This is a genomic window from Nitrospirota bacterium (assembly GCA_035516965.1).
GTDB lineage: Bacteria > Nitrospirota > UBA9217 > UBA9217 > UBA9217 > MHEA01.
Window position 1 is genome coordinate 27,070 of sequence record DATIZR010000111.1, and the last position, 19,087, is coordinate 46,156.

The window sequence follows — 19,087 nt, forward strand, 5'->3', positions numbered from 1 at the left end:
CGTTACTTCGGCGAGACCTTCAATTCCAGCGAATTCGCCGTGGATCCCACGACCTCGACCGAGAAGGTCCCGAAATCCCTGAGCACGAGCTCGTCCGACAGTTGCTGCGCGCCCGTCTTTGAGTCAACGGAGATCTTCGCCGTCGTACCGTCAAAGCTCCGCTCATGCAGGTCCTTGATGCCGCGCACCTGGTTCCTGAGCACGTCCTTGAATTTCACAAACTGCGTCTTGGTCAGGCCGCTCACCGTGATCGCGACCGGCCGGGTGCCGCCCACTTCCCTCGAGTAGAGGGCGAGGATCTTGGTCATCATCTCATCGGACGCCTGGTTGGCCGCTTTTTTGAGCGCCTCGGTCCCGGCGCTGATCTCCGAGATGTGAACTGCCGCCGCATGGGTTATCGCGGTTGCGATGACCTGGCCCGTGTCCGTCCTGACCGCCCGGGCGGTCAGGTCCGCCTGCACCGATTTCAACCCGCCCCCGACCTCTCCGTACAGTTTGGCGACGGCCTTGCCGATGATCACCACTTCGGCATCTGCCTGCTTCCCGAGCATTTTCGCCTGGGTCGCCGTCAGGTCCTGCACCCGGTACGGGGCCGTCACCCTGATCTCCTTCGACGCGACCGCGGGATCGATGAATTCAAACCCCTTCTCGGTGAACGTGTCCATGAACGCGTGCTCCACCACGTTCAGGTCCGTCTCCCCGCGCACACCCAGCCACCAGGCGTTCACGCTTCCGTCGATGTTCTGCTCGGCGACCATGATCATGGTCCTGGGCTTGTGCATCTGGCTCATGAGGATGCCGATGGCGGAGAGATCGTCGCTCAGCTTGCCCATGGACACGTCGGCCGTGACGCGTACGCGCAAAAGCCCGCTGTCCTGATTCTCGCCGACCACATTGTATCGTGTAATATATCCCTTGACCTGGGAAAGGATCTTATCGCTGATCAACTGGTAGTTCTCGACCTGGGTCTGAGAATCGATCACGATCCCGATGGCCTGTTCGACAGCGCGCTTCTGGGCGTCCTCGATCGCCGCGTCGCGCGCGATGTCGACGGCGCCCTGCTGGACCGCGGCAACGCCCTCGGCAGTCACGGTCTTGATCTCCTGGGCGAACGCAGGAGTGGATGATGCGAGGGCAAGGAATAAAGCCATCAATGACAGATGCAGGCTACGCATGAGGATACCTCCCGTTTTTGCATGCACGTACTATAACAGAGTGGTCCATTGCGGTCAAGACCGCGGCGGATCAGGACGGTACCATGCCCCAGGTCCGTGAATGTTCTGGATATTTTGGCGGAGAGATGATAGAATCTGGAAGAAGACGAAACGAGGAGGGTGCGGTATCTTGTCCAGGCTGTCCGTGAACATCGATCACATCGCGACGATCCGGCAGGCGCGAAAAGGGAGCGAGCCTGATCCCGTTGCGGCGGCCGTGCTGGCCGAGCTTGCCGGGGCCGAAGGTGTCATCGCCCACCTGCGCGAAGACCGGCGGCATGTGCAGGACCGCGATCTCCGCCTTCTGCGGGAGATCGTGCAGACGAAATTGAACATGGAGATGGCCGCGACCGCTGAGATGCAGCGAATCGCACTCGGCGTGAAGCCGGACATCACGACGCTCGTTCCCGAAAAGCGTCAAGAGCTCACGACCGAGGGTGGCCTCGAGGTCGCCTCCCGGGCAGAGTTCATCAGAGAGTTCATCGGGCCGCTCCAGCAGGCGGGGATCATCGTCAGTCTTTTCGTGGACCCCGATGAGCGGCAGATCGCGGCTTCCAAGAAGGCAGGCGCGGACTGGGTGGAGATTCACACGGGCGCGTACGCGAACGCGCGGTACGAGAAGGAGCGCGAGGCCGAATTCGCCAGGATCGCCGAGGCCGCAACGCTTGCGGCGAGCCTGGGCATGCGCGTCGGGGCAGGGCACGGCCTGAACTATGTGAATGCCCGGAAGATAACGTCCCTCCCCGAGGTAGAGGAACTGAACATCGGCCACAGCATCATCTCCCGTGCCGCGCTGGTCGGAATGGACCGGGCCGTGAGGGAGATGCGGGCATTGATTGCAGACTGAAACGGATGCATTGCCGATGGTAAATTCGCAGCATCCCGGGGGGCACATGATCGTGGGCATCGGCGTCGATCTCGTCAAGATCGACCGCATTGACAAGGCAGGCAGGAACCATCCCGGCTTCCTCGAACGGGTCTTTACCGAACGGGAGCGTGAGTATTGTGCGAAACAGAAGTTTTCGGCGCAGCATTATGCCGGCAGGTTCGCGGCAAAGGAAGCGGTGCTCAAGGCGATCGGAACCGGCTGGAGCGCCGGGGTCAAGTGGACCGACATGGAGGTCCTCCACGGCGAAGGCGGCGGCCCGATCGTGAACATCTCGGGCAGGGTGAAGGACCTCATGGACCTGAAAGGCGTGAAGCAGGTTCTGCTGAGCTATTCCCATGACGAGGGGTACGCCGTGGCCCAGGTAGTGCTGGTGGGGTAGGAATAAGAAAATTCAGTTCAATGCCATGACGATCGTCACTGCACAACAGATGAAGAATATCGATCGCAGGGCGATCAAGGACTTCGGCATCCCCGGTCCCGTTCTGATGGAGAACGCTGCGGCGGCGGTCATGGCCGGGATGGAGGAGTTCTTTGATGGCCTCGCGGGAATCCGCGTCGGCATCCTCTGCGGCAAGGGCAATAACGGCGGAGACGGCCTGGCGCTTGCGCGGAGGCTCCGCATCCGGGGTGTGCCGGTGCGGGTCGCCCTGCTCGCGCCGTACAGCGCGGTTGCAGGCGAAGCGAAGGTCAACCTTTCCATCCTGCGCAAGATGGATGTGGAGATCCGGCAGAACGCGGCGACGCAGGCTGTCGCCGATGTGGTCGCCTGGTCCGATATCATTGTGGACGCCCTGCTCGGCGTGGGCCTCTCGCAGCCGCTCAAGGGAACCTATGCCTTTGCCGTGGAACTGATGAACGCATCGGGAAAGCCGGTCGTTGCCGTGGACATCCCCACGGGCATCAACGCGGATACGGGAGCGGTCATGGGGTCCGCAGTGAGGGCGGACCTGACCGTGACCATGGCGCTTTTGAAGCGCGGTCTGGTGCTGCATCCCGGAGCGGCCCATGCGGGGACCCTGCGGGTCGCGGATATCGGGATCCCGCCGGAGGTCATTGAAGCCGAAAAGAGCAACCTGTTCCTGCTGGACAGGGGCGCGTGCTGGGGAATGCTGACCCGCAGGGACCCTGACTCCCACAAGGGAGAATTCGGCCATCTCCTGGTCATAGCCGGCTCGCCGGGCAAGGCAGGCGCGGCCGTGATGGCGGCTCAGAGCGCGTTGAGAGCAGGCGCGGGCCTGGTCAGCGTGGCTGCGCCGAACAGCCTCATCCCGATCATCCAGCAGCAGGTCAGGGAAGCCATGTGCGTTCCATCCGCCGAGAGCATCGACGGCACGATCGGGATCGAAGCAGGACTCGAACTGCTCAAGACAGCCGCGAAGATGACCGCCTGCGCCATCGGGCCGGGGCTCTCCACCCACTACGAAACGACCGAGATGGTGAGAAGCTTTGTCCGCGAGCTTGCGGTTCCCACTGTCATCGATGCAGACGGATTGAACGCACTCGCCGGCTCCCGGGATATTCTCAAAAAGGCAAAGGCTCCCTTCATCCTGACGCCCCATCCGGGCGAGATGGGCAGGCTGGCCGGACTGTCCGCTGCCGATGTGCAGAAAGACAGAATCGGCATTGCCGCGCAGTTCGCGGTACAATACAGGGTCACGCTGGTGCTGAAGGGAGCCGGCACCGTGATTGCGCTCCCGGATGGCCGGGCCTTCGTGAATTCGACGGGCAATCCCGGCATGGCTACGGGAGGCACCGGCGATGCGCTCACCGGCATGATCGGCGGTCTCCTGGCGCAGGGATATGCCACCGAGCAGGCGGCATGTCTTGGCGTGTATCTCCACGGTCTGGCAGGCGATCTTGCGGCAGAGGAAAAAGGCGAGGCGGGAATGATCGCCGGAGACCTGATCGAAAAGATCCCGCAGGCGATGAAGAATACTGCTCAGGAAGCCACAGATTAGCTCAGAGGGACACAGATTATAAAACAAAAAACTGATCGCATCCGTGTGTACCTGTGCTCACCTGTGGTTATTAATCTTTTTCTGAGGTGATTCAATGCTTACCGCGAAAGACATCATGACGAAGGACGTTGTCACCGTCAAGCCTGAGACTTCGATCGAGGAGTTGGCAGCCCTGCTGATGAAGAACGAGATCAGCGGCGTGCCTGTCGTGGACGATGCCGGCGCGCTCTACGGCATCGTGACCGAGAACGACCTCATAAGCAGGAACAAGAGGCTCCACATCCCCACGGTCATCAGTTTCCTGGACGCGGCCATTTACCTCGAAAGCTCGAAGAAGTTCGAGGCTGACGTCAAACGGCTCGCCGCGACCCAGGTCAAAGACATCTGCTCGCGCAAGGTCATCACCATTGCAGAGGACGCGTCCGTCGTGGACATTGCGACGATCATGGATGAAAAGAAGGTCCATATCCTCCCGGTCGTGAAGGGCGGCAAGGTCGCGGGCATCGTGGGCAAACGCGACGTGGTCAGGGCCGTGGCCATGCGGGCGGAGTGATGTTCAGCGTGGTCACGGGGAGCCCGGAACAGACGTGGAGGATCGGAGAGAGGCTGGGCGCGCTGCTCGGGCCCGGGGATACGGTCTGCCTCTACGGCGACCTCGGGGCCGGCAAGACGAGCTTCTCCTACGGCATCGCCCTCGGGCTCGAAGTAAAAACGCAGTATGTGACTAGCCCCACGTTCACCTTTGTGAACGAATACCAGGGGCGGGTGCCCTTCTACCATATCGACCTGTACCGTCTGAAGGGTCCTGAAGAGCTCGAGAACATCGGGTTCGGAGAGTACATCGGTTCCCGCGGCGCCGCCGTGATCGAGTGGGCCGAACGGGCCGAGGACGAACTCCCGGCGGAGCGCCTCAGTGTATACCTCACGTACGTTGACGAGCAGCGCCGCGAGATAGGGTTCCTCGGCGAAGGCGAGCGGTACCGGAGGATGGTCGATACCCTGAAGCAGGAGCTGGGAACATGACAAGCTCTTTAGCCACTGAGGCCATAGGGATCTTAGAGAAAATCTTGTTGGAGGCCGTGCTTAGCGCGCTGCGTGCGGCCCGTGGCCATTCCTGATCTCCCGGCTGTTCTCCCCGGTATCCAATGAAAAAGATCGGAATCATCGCAAAGAACATTCCGGAAGCGCAGCGGGCCACGCGGAAACTGGCTGCGTGGCTCGATTCACGCGGCAAGAAGGTATTTATTGACACCGTCACCGCCGAAGCCATCAGGATGCGCGGCCACGAGGCGGCGTCCATCCCTTCGCTCGTCGAGATGATCATCGTGCTCGGCGGGGACGGCACGCTCCTCTCCGCCGCACGCCACGTGGCCGATGCCCACAGCGATGTGCCGATCTTCGGCGTGAACCTGGGGAGCCTCGGGTTCATGGCGGAGGTGTCCCTGGACGAGCTGTACGACAACCTGGAAAAGGCGATAGCGGGCCGTCTCGCAACCGAGGACCGGATCATGCTCACCGCGAGCGTCATCCGCGGGGGCGACCGTGTGTCCCAGTACCGCGTGCTGAACGACGCGGTCGTGAACAAGGGGGCGCTCGCCCGCATGATGGAGCTCAAGGTATCCGTGAACGAAGGGCACCTGACGACCTTCCGTGCCGACGGTCTGATCGTCGCGACACCTACGGGCTCCACGGCCTATTCCCTCTCGGCCGGCGGGCCCATCATCTATCCGACAATCCACTGTTTCGTACTGACCCCGATCTGCCCCCACACGCTCTCGAACCGGCCGATCGCCCTGCCGGACAACGTCGTCGTGACGGTCTGCCTGATATCGCCGAGTGAAGACGTCACCCTCACGCTCGACGGTCAGATCGGGTTTCCCCTGCTCCCGAAGGACATCGTGGAGATCAAGAAGTCCCGGTTCAGGATGCGGCTGATCAAGCACCCCGCGAAGAGCTATTACGAGATCCTGAGGACCAAGCTGAAGTGGGGGAATTGAACCGAAATGCATCGTGGGAAGTCCACCGTTCAGGGCAAGCAGAGATGGCATGCGTTCCATGAATGACAGCCGGCGCGATTTTCTGGAAATTGTAACGCAGATAAGGTCGCATCTCGAGTATCAGCGCGCGCTGGGGGTTTCAGGGGTCCCGATTCTTCCGGCCGTTGATGCTGGGGCCGCGACTCCTGCAAAGAGCGATTCCCGTCCTTCCGCGCCGGCCGCTGTCAAAGGGAATGCGGCCCAGCCCCCACCGCTGAACACGCCGGAAGCGGGTGGATCGGGTACGCAGGCTTCAGCACTCGCCGCCGTTCGCGAAGAGCTCGGCGAGTGCGTCCGGTGCAGATTGAGCACGGGGCGGAAGACGATCGTGTTCGGGGAGGGGGACCCCGCTGCCGCGCTCGTTTTCGTGGGAGAAGGACCGGGCAGGGAAGAAGACGAGCAGGGAAGGCCTTTCGTGGGCGCGGCCGGCCAGCTCCTGACGGACATCATCGTAAAGGGAATGCAGCTGAGACGAGAGGATGTCTATATCTGTAACATCGTGAAGTGCAGGCCGCCGGATAACCGGAACCCCGAGACGGACGAGATCGACGCCTGCGCGCCGTTCCTCAGAAAACAGGTCCAGGCGATCCACCCCCGGGTCATCATCGCGCTCGGAAACATCGCCGTGAAGACGCTGCTGAAAACGGACAAGGGGATCACCGCGCTTCGCGGGAAATGGCAGACCTTCGAAGGGATACCGCTGATGCCGACCTTTCACCCGGCATATCTCCTCAGAAATCCCAGGGACAAGAGGCTCGTCTGGGAAGACATTCAAAAGGTGATGGCAAAGCTGGGGATCGCGGCGAAAGAATAATGTCCCTCCGTTCAGGCGCCACTGGCCAGCGGCCAGACTGACGTAAAGGAGAGTGTTTCCGGGAGACTGTCTCCTGCGCTCTGTCCTCAGTTTTCACTATGTCCGACTTAACCCCCCTCATGAAGCAGTACCGCGAGATCAAGCGCCAGCATCTCGATGCGATCCTCCTGTTCCGCATGGGTGACTTCTACGAGATGTTCGACCAGGACGCGGTGACCGCCTCGAAGATCCTGGAGATCACGCTCACCGCCCGGAACAAGTCGAAGGGCGTCGAGACGCCGCTTTGCGGCTTTCCCTATCACGCCGCCGAAGGGTACATCGCGAAGCTCATCCGGCGCGGCTTCAAGGTGGCGGTCTGCGAGCAGGTTGAGGACCCCAAGCTCGCCAAGGGGATCGTGAAGCGCGAGGTGATCCGCGTCGTCACCCCGGGCACGGTCCTCGACGCGAACCTGCTCGACGCGAAGGACAACAACTACCTTGCGTCGCTCTCTCCTGCAAAGGACGGCTTCGGGCTTTCCTTCCTCGACATTTCCACGGGTGATTTCTTCATGGCGGAGGTCGCCGGCAGGTCCAACCTGGCGGAACTGGACACCCTGCTCGCCCGGTTCGCGCCGCGGGAGATCGTGCTGCCGGAGGGTGTCCAGATCGAAGCGGGGCTGGCGTCCCTCCTCCGGCAGTACACGCAGGCGGTCAATGCCTATGATGACTGGACGTTCGACCGGGACACGGCCCTGCGGACCCTCCTCGATCACTTCAAGGTAGCCTCGCTCGAAGGGTTCGGCTGCAGCGGCATGAAGGCGGGCATTTCCGCGGCCGGCGCAGCGATACGGTACATCGGGGAAACGCAGAAGACGGGCCTTGCGAACATAAGGAGGATCAAGCCGTACCTGGCGCGGGAGCACATGGTGCTGGATGCGTCGTGCTCGCGGAACCTGGAGCTCGTGAAGAATATGTTCGACGGCTCATCCCGGGGGACGCTGCTCTCGGTGCTCGATCACACGGTCACCTCCATGGGCGGCAGGAAGCTGCGCGAATGGCTGCTGAACCCGCTCCGGGACGCCGGGGAGATCGAGCGCCGTCTCGACGCCGTGGCCGAGTTCAAGAACGACCACCAGCTCCGCGCGAACCTGCGCACCGCGCTCGGGGCCGTCTACGACCTCGAACGGCTGATCAGCCGCGTCTCGCTCGGCGCGGCCAATGCCCGCGACCTGCTCGCGCTCAAGCAGTCCTTCACCGCCCTTCCCCGGATCCGCGAGCACCTCGCCGGCTGCATGGCGAAGCTGATCTTCGCGATGACCGGCGACTGGGACGACCTTCAGGAGGTGCTCCAGCTCATCGACAGGGCCGTCTCCGACGATCCCCCCTATGCGCTGCGGGAAGGAAAGCTGATCAAAAAGGGTTTCAACGCGGAGCTCGACGAACTCCGGTCCATCAGCTCCGAAGGCAAGGGCTGGATCGCCGGCATCGAGCAGCGAGAGCGGGAGAGGACCGGCATCAACTCCCTCAAGGTGAGCTACAACAGGGTCTTCGGTTACTATATCGAGATAACCAGGGCGAACCTCGCAAACGTGCCGCAGGATTTTATCCGGAAACAGACCCTGGCGAACGCGGAGCGGTTCATCACGCCGGAGCTCAAAGAGTTTGAGGAGAAGGTCCTCGGAGCGGAAGAGAAAATTCTCGACCTGGAATACCGGCTGTTCCTGCAGGTTCGGGACAACGTCGCCGCGTCCACGGTCAGGGTCCAGGACATGGCGGGAAGGCTCGCGGTCATCGACTGCCTCGCATCCCTGGCGGAGGCTGCGGCCAGGAACAGTTACGCCAGGCCCATAATCCTCGAAGGCGACCTCCTGAAGATCGTGGAAGGCCGGCATCCGGTCATCGAACAGCTCGTGGAGGAGCGGTTCATCCCGAACGACACGGTGCTGGACTGCGAGGAGAACCAGATCATGATCCTGACCGGGCCGAACATGGCCGGCAAGTCCACCTACATGCGGCAGGTGGCACTGATCACGCTCATGGCGCAGATGGGCGGCTTCGTCCCTGCCCGGGAAGCGCAGATCGGGATCGTGGACCGGATCTTCACCCGCGTCGGCGCATCGGACTTCATCGCACGAGGACAGAGCACGTTCATGGTCGAGATGAACGAGACCGCCAACATCCTGAACAACGCCACGGACCGGAGCCTGATCATCCTTGACGAGATCGGAAGGGGCACGAGCACATTTGACGGCATCAGCATCGCCTGGGCTGTTGCCGAGCATATCCATACCAGGCTCAGGGCGCGGACGCTGTTCGCGACGCACTACCATGAACTAACGGAACTGGCGCTGACCATGGACCGCGTGAAGAACTGCACCGTGGCCATCAAGGAGTGGAACGACCAGATCGTTTTCCTGCGGCGCGTCGTCGAGGGCGGCGCCGACAAATCGTACGGCATCCAGGTTGCGCGGCTCGCCGGGCTTCCCGCGTCGGTCATCGACCGGGCGAAGGAAGTGCTTGCCAACCTTGAGCAGGCGGAGTTCAACGAGCTGGGAGAGCCGGTCGCCGCATCCCATCTCCCGGGAACGGGCGCGGGGGGCGGGCCGAAAGCACCAGGGAACGGGAAGGACGGCGAAGGGGCAGATGCGCCACAGCCCCAGCTCGGGCTGTTCGCGACCGAGGCCGGGCTCCTGTTCAAGGAGATCGCCGACCTGAACCTGGATGCCATGACGCCCCTGGACGCGATGAACAAGCTCCATGAACTGAAGAAAAAGGTGGAGGGTGACTCCTGATGCTGGTTGCCCGGGAAAGGAAAATCTACCGGAACTTCATACTCTCGACCGGCCTGGTCACGGCTCTGGTGCTGTCGGTCATCTTTCTCGATATGGCCTTCCGCACGCGGCAGCTCATGAACGAGGAGAACCTGATCCAGGCCCGTGTCCTGTTCAACACGATCGTGCTGACCAGAAAATGGAACGCCAATTACGGCGGTGTGTACGTGGAGAAGAGGCCCGGGGTAAGCTCCAATCCCTATCTCGAAGATCCGGACATCAGGACTTCCGAGGGAAAGGTCTTCACCCTCCGGAACCCGGCGCTCATGACCCGCGAGATATCGGAGTACGCCGCACGGGAAGGCCTGTTCCGGTTCCATATCACGAGCTTGAAGCTCCTGAACCCCGGGAACGCAGCCGATGTTTTTGAGACGGAGGCCCTGCGTGAATTTGAACGGGGAAATCTGAAGGAGATGAGCAAGGTAGAAAACAGCAACGGCCGGAGTTCCTTCCGGTATATGGCTCCGCTGTACGTGGATGAAAGCTGCCTGCAGTGTCACGGCCGCCAGGACTACCGGCTGGGAGATGTCCGCGGCGGCATCAGCATCACCTTCGATATCGAAGACCTGCAGAAAAAAATCAAGACGAACACATTCTGGATTTTCTTTTTCGGGATCACGAGCACGGCGATGCTCCTGGGTCTTATCGCCGTCTTCATGGCCCGGCTCATCAAGAAACTTGCCGATGCGCGGCAGCAGATAGAGCGGATCGCGATCACTGATGAATTGACCGGACTGTACAACCGTCGGCATGTCCTGGACCGGTTCGGCGAGGAGTTTGAAAAAAGCGCCCGGTTGAAGACAAACCTGTCCTGCATCATTGCCGATATCGACCATTTCAAAAACGTCAATGACCGCTACGGACATCTCAAGGGCGATGGCGTCCTGAAGGAAGTGGGCCGTCTTTTGAAGAGCACGGCGCGGGCCTACGACATCGCGGGCCGGTACGGAGGGGAAGAGTTCCTGATCATTCTGCCCGCTACCAGTCTTGAACAGGCCTGGAACTACGGGGAGCGGATCCGGATGCAGGTCAAGGAAACCATGATGGATGACGTGCAGGTTACCATCAGCATGGGAGTTACCGAAATCCAGGCGGGCGATGCGTCCATCGATGACCTGATCAGGCGGGCCGACGACGCCCTGTACCGGGCAAAGGATGCGGGCAGGGACCGGGTGGACTGGCTGCCGCGCTTCTGATCCGGCTGCAGCAGGCCGGGCCGGTTCTCGAATTTCCCATTGACACCCTGACCAGGTTTTGGTAATATCGTCCCTCTATTCCGCATTTGAAAGGAGCAGAACCAGCGATGCAGGTGATTCTTCGGGAAGATATTGATAAACTGGGCAAGATCGGCGACCTGGTGAAGGTTGCGGACGGGTACGCCCGGAACTATCTGGTGCCAGGGAAAAAAGCGATCGAGGCCACGCCGGACAACGTCCATGCCATGGAGCATGCGAAGAAAATGGTTGCCGACCGCCTTCGCAAGCTGAAAAAGGAAGCGGCAGCCGATGCCGACCAGATCAAGGGCCTGTCAATCGAGATCAAGGCCAAGGTCGGCGAGGAAGGCAAGCTCTTCGGCTCCGTCACGCCCATGGACATCATCGAGGCGGCGAAGGCCAAGGGCGTCACCATCGATAAGAGAAAGATCGTGCTCGAGGAGCCGATCAAGCGAGTGGGCGAATACACGATCACCGTGAAACTCCACGCCGACGTGACCGCCGACTTCAAGGTGTCCGTCACGGCTGCGGAATAGGCTGAGCGTACACGCTCCTCGCTTTCTTCCTGACACGTCCTACTCTCAAGGCTGGTGGATCCACACCAGCCTTCGTTTTTCCATTCCCCCGATGTACGTGGAGATGAACCATGGCGCTTGAGACCGAAATCTCCCTTCAAAAACTCCCCCCGCAGAACATCGAAGCCGAACAGATGGTGCTGGGCGCCATCATGATCGAGAATGACGCTATGAACAAGGTCGTGGAGCTCCTGTCGCCCGAGGATTTCTACAAGGACGCCCACCGCAGGATATTCAAGGTCATGATCGACATGTTCGAGTCGGGTGAGGCGATCGACCTCGTCACGCTGCCCGACGCGCTGCGCGGGAAGGTGGGCCTCGAGGCGATCGGCGGCGCGTCCTATCTCGCGGCCCTGGTCAGCATGGTCCCCACGGCGGCGAACATCAAGAACCACGCACGGATCGTACGTGAGAAATCGGTCCTGCGCAGGCTCATCCATTCCGCAACGGACATCGTCACCCAGAGCTACGACGACGCCCGCACGATCGACATCGACGAACTGCTCGACCGTGCGGAGAAGTCCATTTTCGAGATCGCCCAGAACAAGATCAGGGACTCCTTCGTGTCCATGAAGAACATCGTAGGGCACAGCTTCGCAATCGTGGAACGGCTCTACGAACGGAAGGAAATGGTCACCGGCCTCCCGACGGGGTTCGTGGACCTCGACGAGCGGACGTCCGGCTTTCAGCCGAGCGACCTGATCATCATTGCCGGGAGGCCGTCGATGGGCAAGACCGCCTTCGTCCTGAACATCGCGGCCCACGCGGCGATCGACAAGGGGAAATCGGTCGCGATCTTCAGCCTGGAAATGTCCAAGGAGCAGCTCGTTCTCCGGCTCCTCGGCTCCGAGTCGCGGGTGGACGCGCACCGGCTGCGGACGGGCCATCTTTCCGAGCGGGACTGGCCGGCGCTCTCGAACGCTGCCGGACGTCTCGCCGAAGCGCCCATCTTCATCGATGACACGGCGGCCATCTCCGTGCTCGAAATGCGGGCAAAGGCAAGACGGCTCAAGGCGGACCAGGGAGTGGACCTGCTCATCGTGGACTACCTCCAACTCATGCGCGGAAGGGGAGACGAGGGCAGCCGCGAGCAGGAAATCTCCAACATCTCCCGTTCGCTCAAGGCTCTCGCCAAGGAGCTCCAGATACCCGTGGTCGCACTCTCCCAGCTGAACCGGGCCGTGGAAACTCGCCCGGGGAGGGAGAAGCGGCCGATGCTGGCGGACCTCCGTGAATCCGGCGCGATCGAACAGGACGCGGACGTGATCCTCTTCATCTATCGCGACGAGGTATACAACAAATGCGAGTGCCCCCACGACGGCGAATGCCTCTGCGGAAGAAGGGGCGTGGCCGAGGTTATCATCGGCAAGCAGAGAAACGGCCCCATCGGTAAGGTGGACCTGACGTTCATCAACCGGTATACGCGGTTCGAGAACGCGGAAAAGCGGTTCTAGAAAGAAGCACCGGCTGCCAGGCGTTGGATTATCCATAAGCATCAGCTCCAAATTAGTATGGTAACGTCGTGACGGGATGTTGTTTGTAGTTGAGGATATGCAATTTCAGGAGGGCTTCCTTGGCTTCGGAAAAGGCGGCAATCACCGATAGGCTGCAGAAGTATATTGATAAGGCCGAGTGGAAATCGGCCATTGCCGAGATGGAGAAGCTGTTTGCCATCGACCCCGACCCCATCGTGCGGGTCCGGATCGGCGATGCACGCCAGAAACTGAATCAGAAAGCGGAAGCCATAAAAGAATACATGACCGCCGCCCACCTCTATGCCGAGAAGGGGTTCGTGGTCAGGGCCCTGGCCCAGTACAAGCTGGCGCTGCGACTCGATCCGGGGAACCGGGAGGCCCAGCAGAGGATGGAAGGCCTGCATTCGAACAAGACAGTCTCTGAGCTCAAGCTCGAACCGACCGTGGAAGGAGAAGCGCAGCCCACCCGGAGCGTGATCCCGCTGTTCTCCGACCTGACCCAGGAGGAGTTCAACGAGTTCACGAAGCGCATGATGATCCATACCGTCCCAGCGGGCAAGCCTATCGTCCGGGAGGGGGAGGCAGGCAGCTCCGTCTACATCGTCACGCGGGGATCGGTAAGGGTCTATTCCTCTATCCAGAACAAGCGCGTCGATCTCGCGGTGCTCCAGGCGAGCGATTTTTTCGGCGAGATCGCCTTCCTGACCGGGAATCCCCGGACCGCTACGGTCGAGGCGGCGGAGCCGACCGATTTGCTCGAGGTGGCCGAGGAGGATCTCAGGGACGTGATCCAGAAGTGGCCCCGCGTCAAGGAAGTGCTGCAGAACTATTACGAGGAACGCGTGAAGGGCACCATGGAAAAAATGAAAGGCGCTCTGTAGTATTCGGCACCGTCGCGCAGGCCGAGTGGTTTCTTCGGCGGGAAGAAAAGGTTCAGGAGCCGAACAAGTAACGTCCACACACGATGAGGTGCCTATGCGCCGTCATCCGGCGGTTGCAGGACAGTTTTATAAGGGAACGGCTGAAGGGCTCAGGCAGCAGGTGGAGTCCTTTGTTGTCCCCGCAGCCGAAAAAGTCCGGGCACTGGGCATCCTCTCCCCCCATGCCGGTCTCATGTATTCCGGCACCGTGGCAGGGGCGGTCTACTCACGGCTGGATCTGCCCGACACTTTTATCCTGATCGGGCCGAACCATACGGGTCTTGGCGCGCCAATCTCGATCATGGCCAGGGGCAGTTGGGAAACGCCGCTCGGAACCGTTGCTATCGACGAGGCTCTGGCCGGCATACTGTTGTCGAGATCCTCCCGCATCCGCGAAGACTCCCTGGCCCACCTGCATGAGCATTCTCTCGAGGTCCAGCTCCCGTTCATCCAGTACTTTAAGAAAGACTTCTCCATGGTGCCCATCCAGATGATGGACACCAGGCTTGAGACCTGCCTTGAACTGGGCCGGGCCGTGGCCGGGGCGATCAGGGACCGGATGGGCAGCGAGAGACAGGGGACGAAGGACGAGAGATCGGGCAATGTCCTCATTGTGGCGAGTTCCGACATGAGCCACTATGAAGCGGCGTCAATTGCAAAGGAGAAAGACCAGAAAGCAATAAAGCAGATCCTGAACCGCGACCCCGCAGGCCTCTACCGCACGATCAGAGAATACGGTATCACCATGTGCGGCTACGGTCCCGCCGTCGCGATGCTGACCGCCTGCAACGAACTCGGCGCCACCCGGGCCGACCTGGTAAAATATACCAACTCCGGGGAGGTGAGCGGGGACTTTGATCGGGTTGTGGGGTATGCCGGTATCATCGTTTCGTAATCTCCCTCCTTCTTATTGCCGTAAATATAGGTAAAAACAAAAAATAATAGCATACCGTCATTTTAGCGCTACCCTCTTATCGTAATCTTCATCATGATACATACCCCTGTTAAGGAGGTTCATGATGAAGATCAGGAAAGAGAACGGGATCAGCCTGGTAGAACTGATGGTCGTGATTTCTATTGTAGCCATACTGGTCGGGTTCACATCGGTCGGGAGGGACGTTATCCGAAGAGGTCAGGTCATGGGCGCAGCCAAACAGCTCCTCGCGGACCTTCAGCATGCGAGAATGGATGCCATGACGCAAGATTCGAGAGGCTTTGGCATTCGTTTCGCTTCTTCCAAATCATACGCTGTCTTTCAGTTTAATGACTGTAATAATGATTTCAACTATGATGCAGGCACCTGCCCGGGCGGGACGCGGGAGGAGGCGAACCCGGTTCTTCGTACCCTGCCGGGAACGGTCATTCTGAACAAATCCGACCTAAAAACGGACATCAGCAATGAAGTCAGAATCTTCGATCGTTTCGGCAGGTCGCGTCAGGAAACGGGAGGCGTGGGCGGTATAACGGTTATCGTGAGCGACTCAGCAACCCCGGGGATGGTCCATTGCATCAAGATAAGCGCGAGCAGAGTCATCGAGGGCCGATGGAACGGGGGAGAGTGTACTATGTGATAAGCTATTTTATAGGCATGCAATGAGAAATCGAAACCGGTAACGGTCCACCCCATCCGAAAACTTATCTTTCATACCGCATGAATCTGCGCCCCGGCATGGATTGCTATTCTCTGTGACGGGGCTTCTTTTTTTTCTCTCCTCTCCGTAGGCAACTGTGGCGGCTTTCCTCCTATGTCGTATATCGTAATAAATTGAAAAAAAATGCTGATGGATTTGCGTATGTATTTCATTACATACCTGAGGAACAACAGCACATTCCAGGGTTAGTCTTGCCTGGCTAACATGCTGAAAAGACGTATTTGCTGTATGGCATTCGCATTGCAAAGCTTGAGGTCAGAATGAACATTTTTATTAATAGAATGTACGATTTACGACGCGGTATAAAGGACGAAAGGGGCTTCAGCCTCGTCGAGGTCGTCGTGGTAGTGGCCATCATCGGCATACTGGCTGCGATCTCGATGGAGAGCATGGACCTGGTTCGCAGGGAGCGTGTGTCGAGCGCCTCAAAACGACTGTTGGGCGATCTGCAAGGCGTCAGAATGGACGCCATGAGCACGGGACCCTCCGGCACAATGGATGCCATGCAATACATTCGGGGGGCAGGCATCCGGCTTGTGTCTTCGAGCCAGTATGTGACCTTCAAGTTCAATGACTGCAATCAGGACTACATATACAGCAGTACCAGCTGCACCGGCAGCACACCCGAGGAGTACCTCTCCACTACGGTGACTCTTCCGAACAATGTCCAGCTCTTTACCGCTCCTACCAGCACTATCGTGCTATTCGATCATCTCGGGATGGCGCATAAGTACGACTGGACCAGCCTGGGGGGATCGCCCATAGTCTTCGTTGTACAGTGGCCATCGCTAGCATCATACTGCATCAATGTAAGCAACAACAAAATCAGAGAGGGGTCCTGGGATGGGACAACCTGCAACGAAAAATAAGGGATTTACCCTGGTCGAGATGATGATGGCCATCGTGATCATTATGGTTTCCATGATGGCTCTGGTCACCATGATGATGATGTCGATGAACGCCAATCTGGCGAATGACATGCGAGGCGCCGCGGTGAGGGTCACCAACCAGACCGCCGAGGCCCTCCTTGCTATCCCGACTACTCCGGATTCTGCCGTAGACCCGCTGCTGTCCGCAGGAACGCATTCGCGGATCGCGGGCGATTCCGCCAATCAGGACAGCCGGGGGTTCCCGAAGATCCAGCAATCTATACGAGGAACATCTCAGTCTTTCAATATCCAGTGGAGCGTTACGGACACGACCTCCACGGTCAAACAGATAGAGGTCAATGTCGGCTATCAAAATCTGAAAACAGGCCAGACCTTCACCAACTCGGCGTTAGTGTTTAAGCACTCGTCAGGAATGTAAGGAAGCAGCCGGTCCGGAGGGCAGGAGCGAATGATGATTCAAACAGTGAACAAGCCGGCCTCGGCATTAGTCAATTCCATCAGGACCCATCGCGGCTTTTCGCTGATCGAGCTGGTCATTGCCTTGGCCATTTTCGCGACCGTCATCGTCGGCCTGTACAAGGTGTATGACGTCCAGTTCAGCCAGCAGGTAAAGGAATATCGCGTGGCGGAGTCCTCGATGGAACTGGGGATCGCAAAGAACCTCATCGAGCGCGACCTCATCATGGCGGGATACGGCATCATGGATGATTATGGGACGACCGGGTTTACAGCACGGGCGGCCAGCGCAGCAGAGGGAACGGGTCCTGGCGGATCCGACAAGTTGACGACGCAGGGAACTGCATTGGGCATCGGCTCCCGGGCCGCGCAGGAGTGGGCCGATGTTACAGCGACAGCGCCGACGCTTACGTTCTCCAGCAGCACCGACGCCCGGGAGAATCTCATTTCCGGCGATAGGATCATTATCACGAATCCCTCGGGAACGAGCGGCAAGACGATCCTAACCCAGGCCGGCCAATGGTATTTTCAGTACAATGGTCAGGGCAACATGCCTACGGTCAAGAGCTCGCCCAGCACGTCCTTTACGTCTCTCCAGACCGGGCATGTATTTTACGGCCTCAATACTTCGAGCGAGACGGACGCAACATTTCCTTATTACACGGTTCTCTATTCCCTGGGATCAATTACGAATAATCCATCCTACTGCGCTCCCGGGACTTACAGCCTTTTGCGGGCGGAAAGCAGGACATCCAACAATCCGACAGGCGGAGACCCGGTCATAAGCTGCGTGCTGGATTTTCAGGTCGCTTTCGGGCTTACGGACAACATTGCGAGCCTCGATCCATCCAAGGCGCTGAATTATCCGATCAATTACTGGGACAATGGCGGTGTCAACAAGGCTGCGGCATATACGCCAAAGGAGCTGAACCAGCGCTTGAAACAGATACGGGTATACATCCTGGTCCAGGAGGGGAACAAGGACTTGACCTATAACTATGTAAATCCCGATCCGAATGCCGCGGCTCCGGACAAGATCAGGGTCGGTGAATTAGGCCTTGCTGGCGGTGCAACGGGCAGGGATTTTCAACTAAGCGCAGCTCAGCGGCAATACCGGTGGAGAGTGTTAACCATAGTAGTTACGCCGAGGAATATTCGAGGATGAAGAGGGAGTATCGATGATGCAGAACACCCGAACTAGCGAGCGCCTGGAAGAAATCGGGATACGATTGAAACGTACCCTAGGTCAATCAGCACTCAAGAACCAGCAGGGCTTTGCGCTGGTCACCGCCATCATTATTTCCGTCGCGGTGTTCGTGCTGATCACGGGGATGCTGTATTTTGCCACCAAGTCGACGACCATGTCCGGGGTAGGCAAACGGTACGCCACTGCCTGCGAAGCCGCGGACGGCCTTGCTGAGATCATGAAAGACGCCATCATGCATTCTGACAGCCCTCCGGCCGGTGTTCCTGCAATCTGCTCCGGCAGTGGGGAAAACTATAACTTCTCCTATGCCGTGGGGACTCAATCCACGCCTTGCACCATGAGTCTCACGCTGCCGGGGGCCGTTGGCACGATCTATCAGGCCTTGGTCAATATCAACATGACGGCCATCGCCCGGTCAGGAGGATACAGTGCCGAGTTCCCGCCGAGGGGCTATGCTGGAGGCGGGAACGGCACTTCCGAGATATTCAGGATAGACCTGAAGGTCACGGGGCCGAATAATACTCAATGCGAGAATTCCATTCTGTACCGCTATTTTAACTGATGAGACAGGACAGGAGGATGTTGATATGAAAGAGCTGATAAAAGGCCGGGCCATGAACGAAAAATCAGGATGTGATGCGGTGCCTTTCCGTGCCCTTGTCGGCCAGGATTGGCTGGCGCACCGGCTGCTTCCGGTCATGATGATACTGTCCCTGGTGCTCATGTGGTCATCCCTGCAGACTTCATTTGGGCAGGATCGCGTCGTAAAGGCCGAGGGCATCGTGACAGCGGTAGCAGACGAAGCGGTCTTTATCGATCGCCGAGGATATATAATCAACCGGACGACCAAGGTATTCGATGTGAACGGCAAGCGGGTCAAGATGGACGACCTTCAATATCCCGTGAAGGTCAAGTATGAATACCTGTACACTGATAAAGGCCCGCTCGTTCAGGTTTTAAGGGCTGTCGGTCAATAG

General features: G+C 59.3%; 20 protein-coding genes. 19 read left to right on the top strand and 1 reads right to left on the bottom strand.

Annotation, left to right across the window (positions count from 1 at the left end; all coding sequences use genetic code 11):
* Positions 1-2: 2 nt before the first annotated feature.
* The gene (locus VL197_15920; GenBank protein HUJ19473.1) at positions 3-1,175 is read right to left on the bottom strand and encodes a flagellar assembly protein T N-terminal domain-containing protein; all 1,173 of its coding nucleotides are present in this window, start codon (positions 1,173-1,175) and stop codon (positions 3-5) included.
* A 169-nt stretch (positions 1,176-1,344) separates the two neighbouring features.
* Between VL197_15920 and VL197_15925 the strand changes: the two genes are divergently transcribed.
* The 19 genes from VL197_15925 (at position 1,345) to VL197_16015 (ending at position 19,087) form a co-directional block, all read left to right on the top strand.
* Positions 1,345-2,061 carry a pyridoxine 5'-phosphate synthase gene (locus tag VL197_15925; GenBank protein HUJ19474.1) on the top strand — a complete coding sequence of 239 codons (717 nt, stop codon included), beginning with the start codon at positions 1,345-1,347 and terminating at the stop codon, positions 2,059-2,061.
* A gap of 16 nt (positions 2,062-2,077) precedes the next feature.
* Complete coding sequence (gene acpS / locus VL197_15930; GenBank protein ID HUJ19475.1) at positions 2,078-2,482, top strand: holo-ACP synthase; 405 nt, start codon at positions 2,078-2,080, stop codon at positions 2,480-2,482.
* Between the two features lie 25 nt (positions 2,483-2,507).
* Positions 2,508-4,061: an NAD(P)H-hydrate dehydratase gene (locus VL197_15935; GenBank protein HUJ19476.1), complete on the top strand. Its 1,554-nt coding sequence runs from the start codon at positions 2,508-2,510 to the stop codon at positions 4,059-4,061.
* A 94-nt stretch (positions 4,062-4,155) separates the two neighbouring features.
* Positions 4,156-4,614, top strand: a complete 459-nt coding sequence (locus VL197_15940; protein ID HUJ19477.1) for a CBS domain-containing protein — start codon at positions 4,156-4,158, stop codon at positions 4,612-4,614.
* The gene (gene tsaE / locus VL197_15945; GenBank protein HUJ19478.1) at positions 4,614-5,084 is read left to right on the top strand and encodes a tRNA (adenosine(37)-N6)-threonylcarbamoyltransferase complex ATPase subunit type 1 TsaE; all 471 of its coding nucleotides are present in this window, start codon (positions 4,614-4,616) and stop codon (positions 5,082-5,084) included. Before VL197_15940 ends, tsaE begins: the two co-directional genes overlap by 1 nt.
* 122 nt (positions 5,085-5,206) lie before the next feature.
* Positions 5,207-6,058, top strand: a complete 852-nt coding sequence (locus VL197_15950; GenBank protein HUJ19479.1) for an NAD(+)/NADH kinase — start codon at positions 5,207-5,209, stop codon at positions 6,056-6,058.
* Positions 6,059-6,107: 49 nt separating this feature from the next.
* Positions 6,108-6,911 carry a uracil-DNA glycosylase gene (locus VL197_15955; GenBank protein ID HUJ19480.1) on the top strand — a complete coding sequence of 268 codons (804 nt, stop codon included), beginning with the start codon at positions 6,108-6,110 and terminating at the stop codon, positions 6,909-6,911.
* A gap of 98 nt (positions 6,912-7,009) precedes the next feature.
* Positions 7,010-9,682 carry a DNA mismatch repair protein MutS gene (gene mutS / locus VL197_15960; protein HUJ19481.1) on the top strand — a complete coding sequence of 891 codons (2,673 nt, stop codon included), beginning with the start codon at positions 7,010-7,012 and terminating at the stop codon, positions 9,680-9,682.
* The gene (locus tag VL197_15965; GenBank protein HUJ19482.1) at positions 9,682-10,917 is read left to right on the top strand and encodes a diguanylate cyclase; all 1,236 of its coding nucleotides are present in this window, start codon (positions 9,682-9,684) and stop codon (positions 10,915-10,917) included. The genes mutS and VL197_15965 overlap by 1 nt, the downstream gene beginning before the upstream one ends.
* Before the next feature lie 107 nt (positions 10,918-11,024).
* Complete coding sequence (gene rplI / locus VL197_15970; GenBank protein ID HUJ19483.1) at positions 11,025-11,471, top strand: 50S ribosomal protein L9; 447 nt, start codon at positions 11,025-11,027, stop codon at positions 11,469-11,471.
* Between the two features lie 110 nt (positions 11,472-11,581).
* Complete coding sequence (gene dnaB, locus VL197_15975) at positions 11,582-12,964, top strand: replicative DNA helicase (protein ID HUJ19484.1); 1,383 nt, start codon at positions 11,582-11,584, stop codon at positions 12,962-12,964.
* Between the two features lie 119 nt (positions 12,965-13,083).
* Entirely contained in the window at positions 13,084-13,866 is a 783-nt protein-coding gene (locus VL197_15980; protein ID HUJ19485.1) for a cyclic nucleotide-binding domain-containing protein, read from the top strand.
* 94 nt (positions 13,867-13,960) lie between these two features.
* Positions 13,961-14,800, top strand: coding sequence for an AmmeMemoRadiSam system protein B (amrB, locus tag VL197_15985; GenBank protein ID HUJ19486.1), 840 nt, complete (start codon positions 13,961-13,963; stop codon positions 14,798-14,800).
* A 121-nt stretch (positions 14,801-14,921) separates the two neighbouring features.
* Complete coding sequence (locus VL197_15990) at positions 14,922-15,476, top strand: prepilin-type N-terminal cleavage/methylation domain-containing protein (protein HUJ19487.1); 555 nt, start codon at positions 14,922-14,924, stop codon at positions 15,474-15,476.
* 341 nt (positions 15,477-15,817) lie between these two features.
* On the top strand, positions 15,818-16,426 hold the full coding sequence (locus VL197_15995) for a prepilin-type N-terminal cleavage/methylation domain-containing protein (protein HUJ19488.1): 609 nt from the start codon (positions 15,818-15,820) through the stop codon (positions 16,424-16,426).
* The gene (locus VL197_16000; protein ID HUJ19489.1) at positions 16,401-16,865 is read left to right on the top strand and encodes a prepilin-type N-terminal cleavage/methylation domain-containing protein; all 465 of its coding nucleotides are present in this window, start codon (positions 16,401-16,403) and stop codon (positions 16,863-16,865) included. The genes VL197_15995 and VL197_16000 overlap by 26 nt, the downstream gene beginning before the upstream one ends.
* A 30-nt stretch (positions 16,866-16,895) precedes the next feature.
* Positions 16,896-18,068: a prepilin-type N-terminal cleavage/methylation domain-containing protein gene (locus VL197_16005; protein HUJ19490.1), complete on the top strand. Its 1,173-nt coding sequence runs from the start codon at positions 16,896-16,898 to the stop codon at positions 18,066-18,068.
* A gap of 13 nt (positions 18,069-18,081) precedes the next feature.
* Positions 18,082-18,672, top strand: a complete 591-nt coding sequence (locus VL197_16010) for a hypothetical protein (GenBank protein HUJ19491.1) — start codon at positions 18,082-18,084, stop codon at positions 18,670-18,672.
* Between the two features lie 25 nt (positions 18,673-18,697).
* Positions 18,698-19,087, top strand: coding sequence for a hypothetical protein (locus VL197_16015; GenBank protein HUJ19492.1), 390 nt, complete (start codon positions 18,698-18,700; stop codon positions 19,085-19,087).

Excerpts from the sequence above, each read along its gene's own strand:
- VL197_15920 (HUJ19473.1), bottom strand. The coding sequence starts at position 1,175 with ATGCGTAGCCTGCATCTGTCATTGATGGCTTTATTCCTTGCCCTCGCA.
- acpS (HUJ19475.1), top strand. The coding sequence starts at position 2,078 with ATGGTAAATTCGCAGCATCCCGGGGGGCACATGATCGTGGGCATCGGC.
- VL197_15935 (HUJ19476.1), top strand. The coding sequence starts at position 2,508 with ATGACGATCGTCACTGCACAACAGATGAAGAATATCGATCGCAGGGCG.
- VL197_15940 (HUJ19477.1), top strand. The coding sequence starts at position 4,156 with ATGCTTACCGCGAAAGACATCATGACGAAGGACGTTGTCACCGTCAAG.
- tsaE (HUJ19478.1), top strand. The coding sequence starts at position 4,614 with ATGTTCAGCGTGGTCACGGGGAGCCCGGAACAGACGTGGAGGATCGGA.
- VL197_15950 (HUJ19479.1), top strand. The coding sequence starts at position 5,207 with ATGAAAAAGATCGGAATCATCGCAAAGAACATTCCGGAAGCGCAGCGG.
- VL197_15955 (HUJ19480.1), top strand. The coding sequence starts at position 6,108 with ATGCGTTCCATGAATGACAGCCGGCGCGATTTTCTGGAAATTGTAACG.
- mutS (HUJ19481.1), top strand. The coding sequence starts at position 7,010 with ATGTCCGACTTAACCCCCCTCATGAAGCAGTACCGCGAGATCAAGCGC.
- VL197_15965 (HUJ19482.1), top strand. The coding sequence starts at position 9,682 with ATGCTGGTTGCCCGGGAAAGGAAAATCTACCGGAACTTCATACTCTCG.
- rplI (HUJ19483.1), top strand. The coding sequence starts at position 11,025 with ATGCAGGTGATTCTTCGGGAAGATATTGATAAACTGGGCAAGATCGGC.
- dnaB (HUJ19484.1), top strand. The coding sequence starts at position 11,582 with ATGGCGCTTGAGACCGAAATCTCCCTTCAAAAACTCCCCCCGCAGAAC.
- amrB (HUJ19486.1), top strand. The coding sequence starts at position 13,961 with ATGCGCCGTCATCCGGCGGTTGCAGGACAGTTTTATAAGGGAACGGCT.
- VL197_15990 (HUJ19487.1), top strand. The coding sequence starts at position 14,922 with ATGATGAAGATCAGGAAAGAGAACGGGATCAGCCTGGTAGAACTGATG.
- VL197_15995 (HUJ19488.1), top strand. The coding sequence starts at position 15,818 with ATGAACATTTTTATTAATAGAATGTACGATTTACGACGCGGTATAAAG.
- VL197_16000 (HUJ19489.1), top strand. The coding sequence starts at position 16,401 with ATGGGACAACCTGCAACGAAAAATAAGGGATTTACCCTGGTCGAGATG.
- VL197_16005 (HUJ19490.1), top strand. The coding sequence starts at position 16,896 with ATGATGATTCAAACAGTGAACAAGCCGGCCTCGGCATTAGTCAATTCC.
- VL197_16010 (HUJ19491.1), top strand. The coding sequence starts at position 18,082 with ATGATGCAGAACACCCGAACTAGCGAGCGCCTGGAAGAAATCGGGATA.
- VL197_16015 (HUJ19492.1), top strand. The coding sequence starts at position 18,698 with ATGAAAGAGCTGATAAAAGGCCGGGCCATGAACGAAAAATCAGGATGT.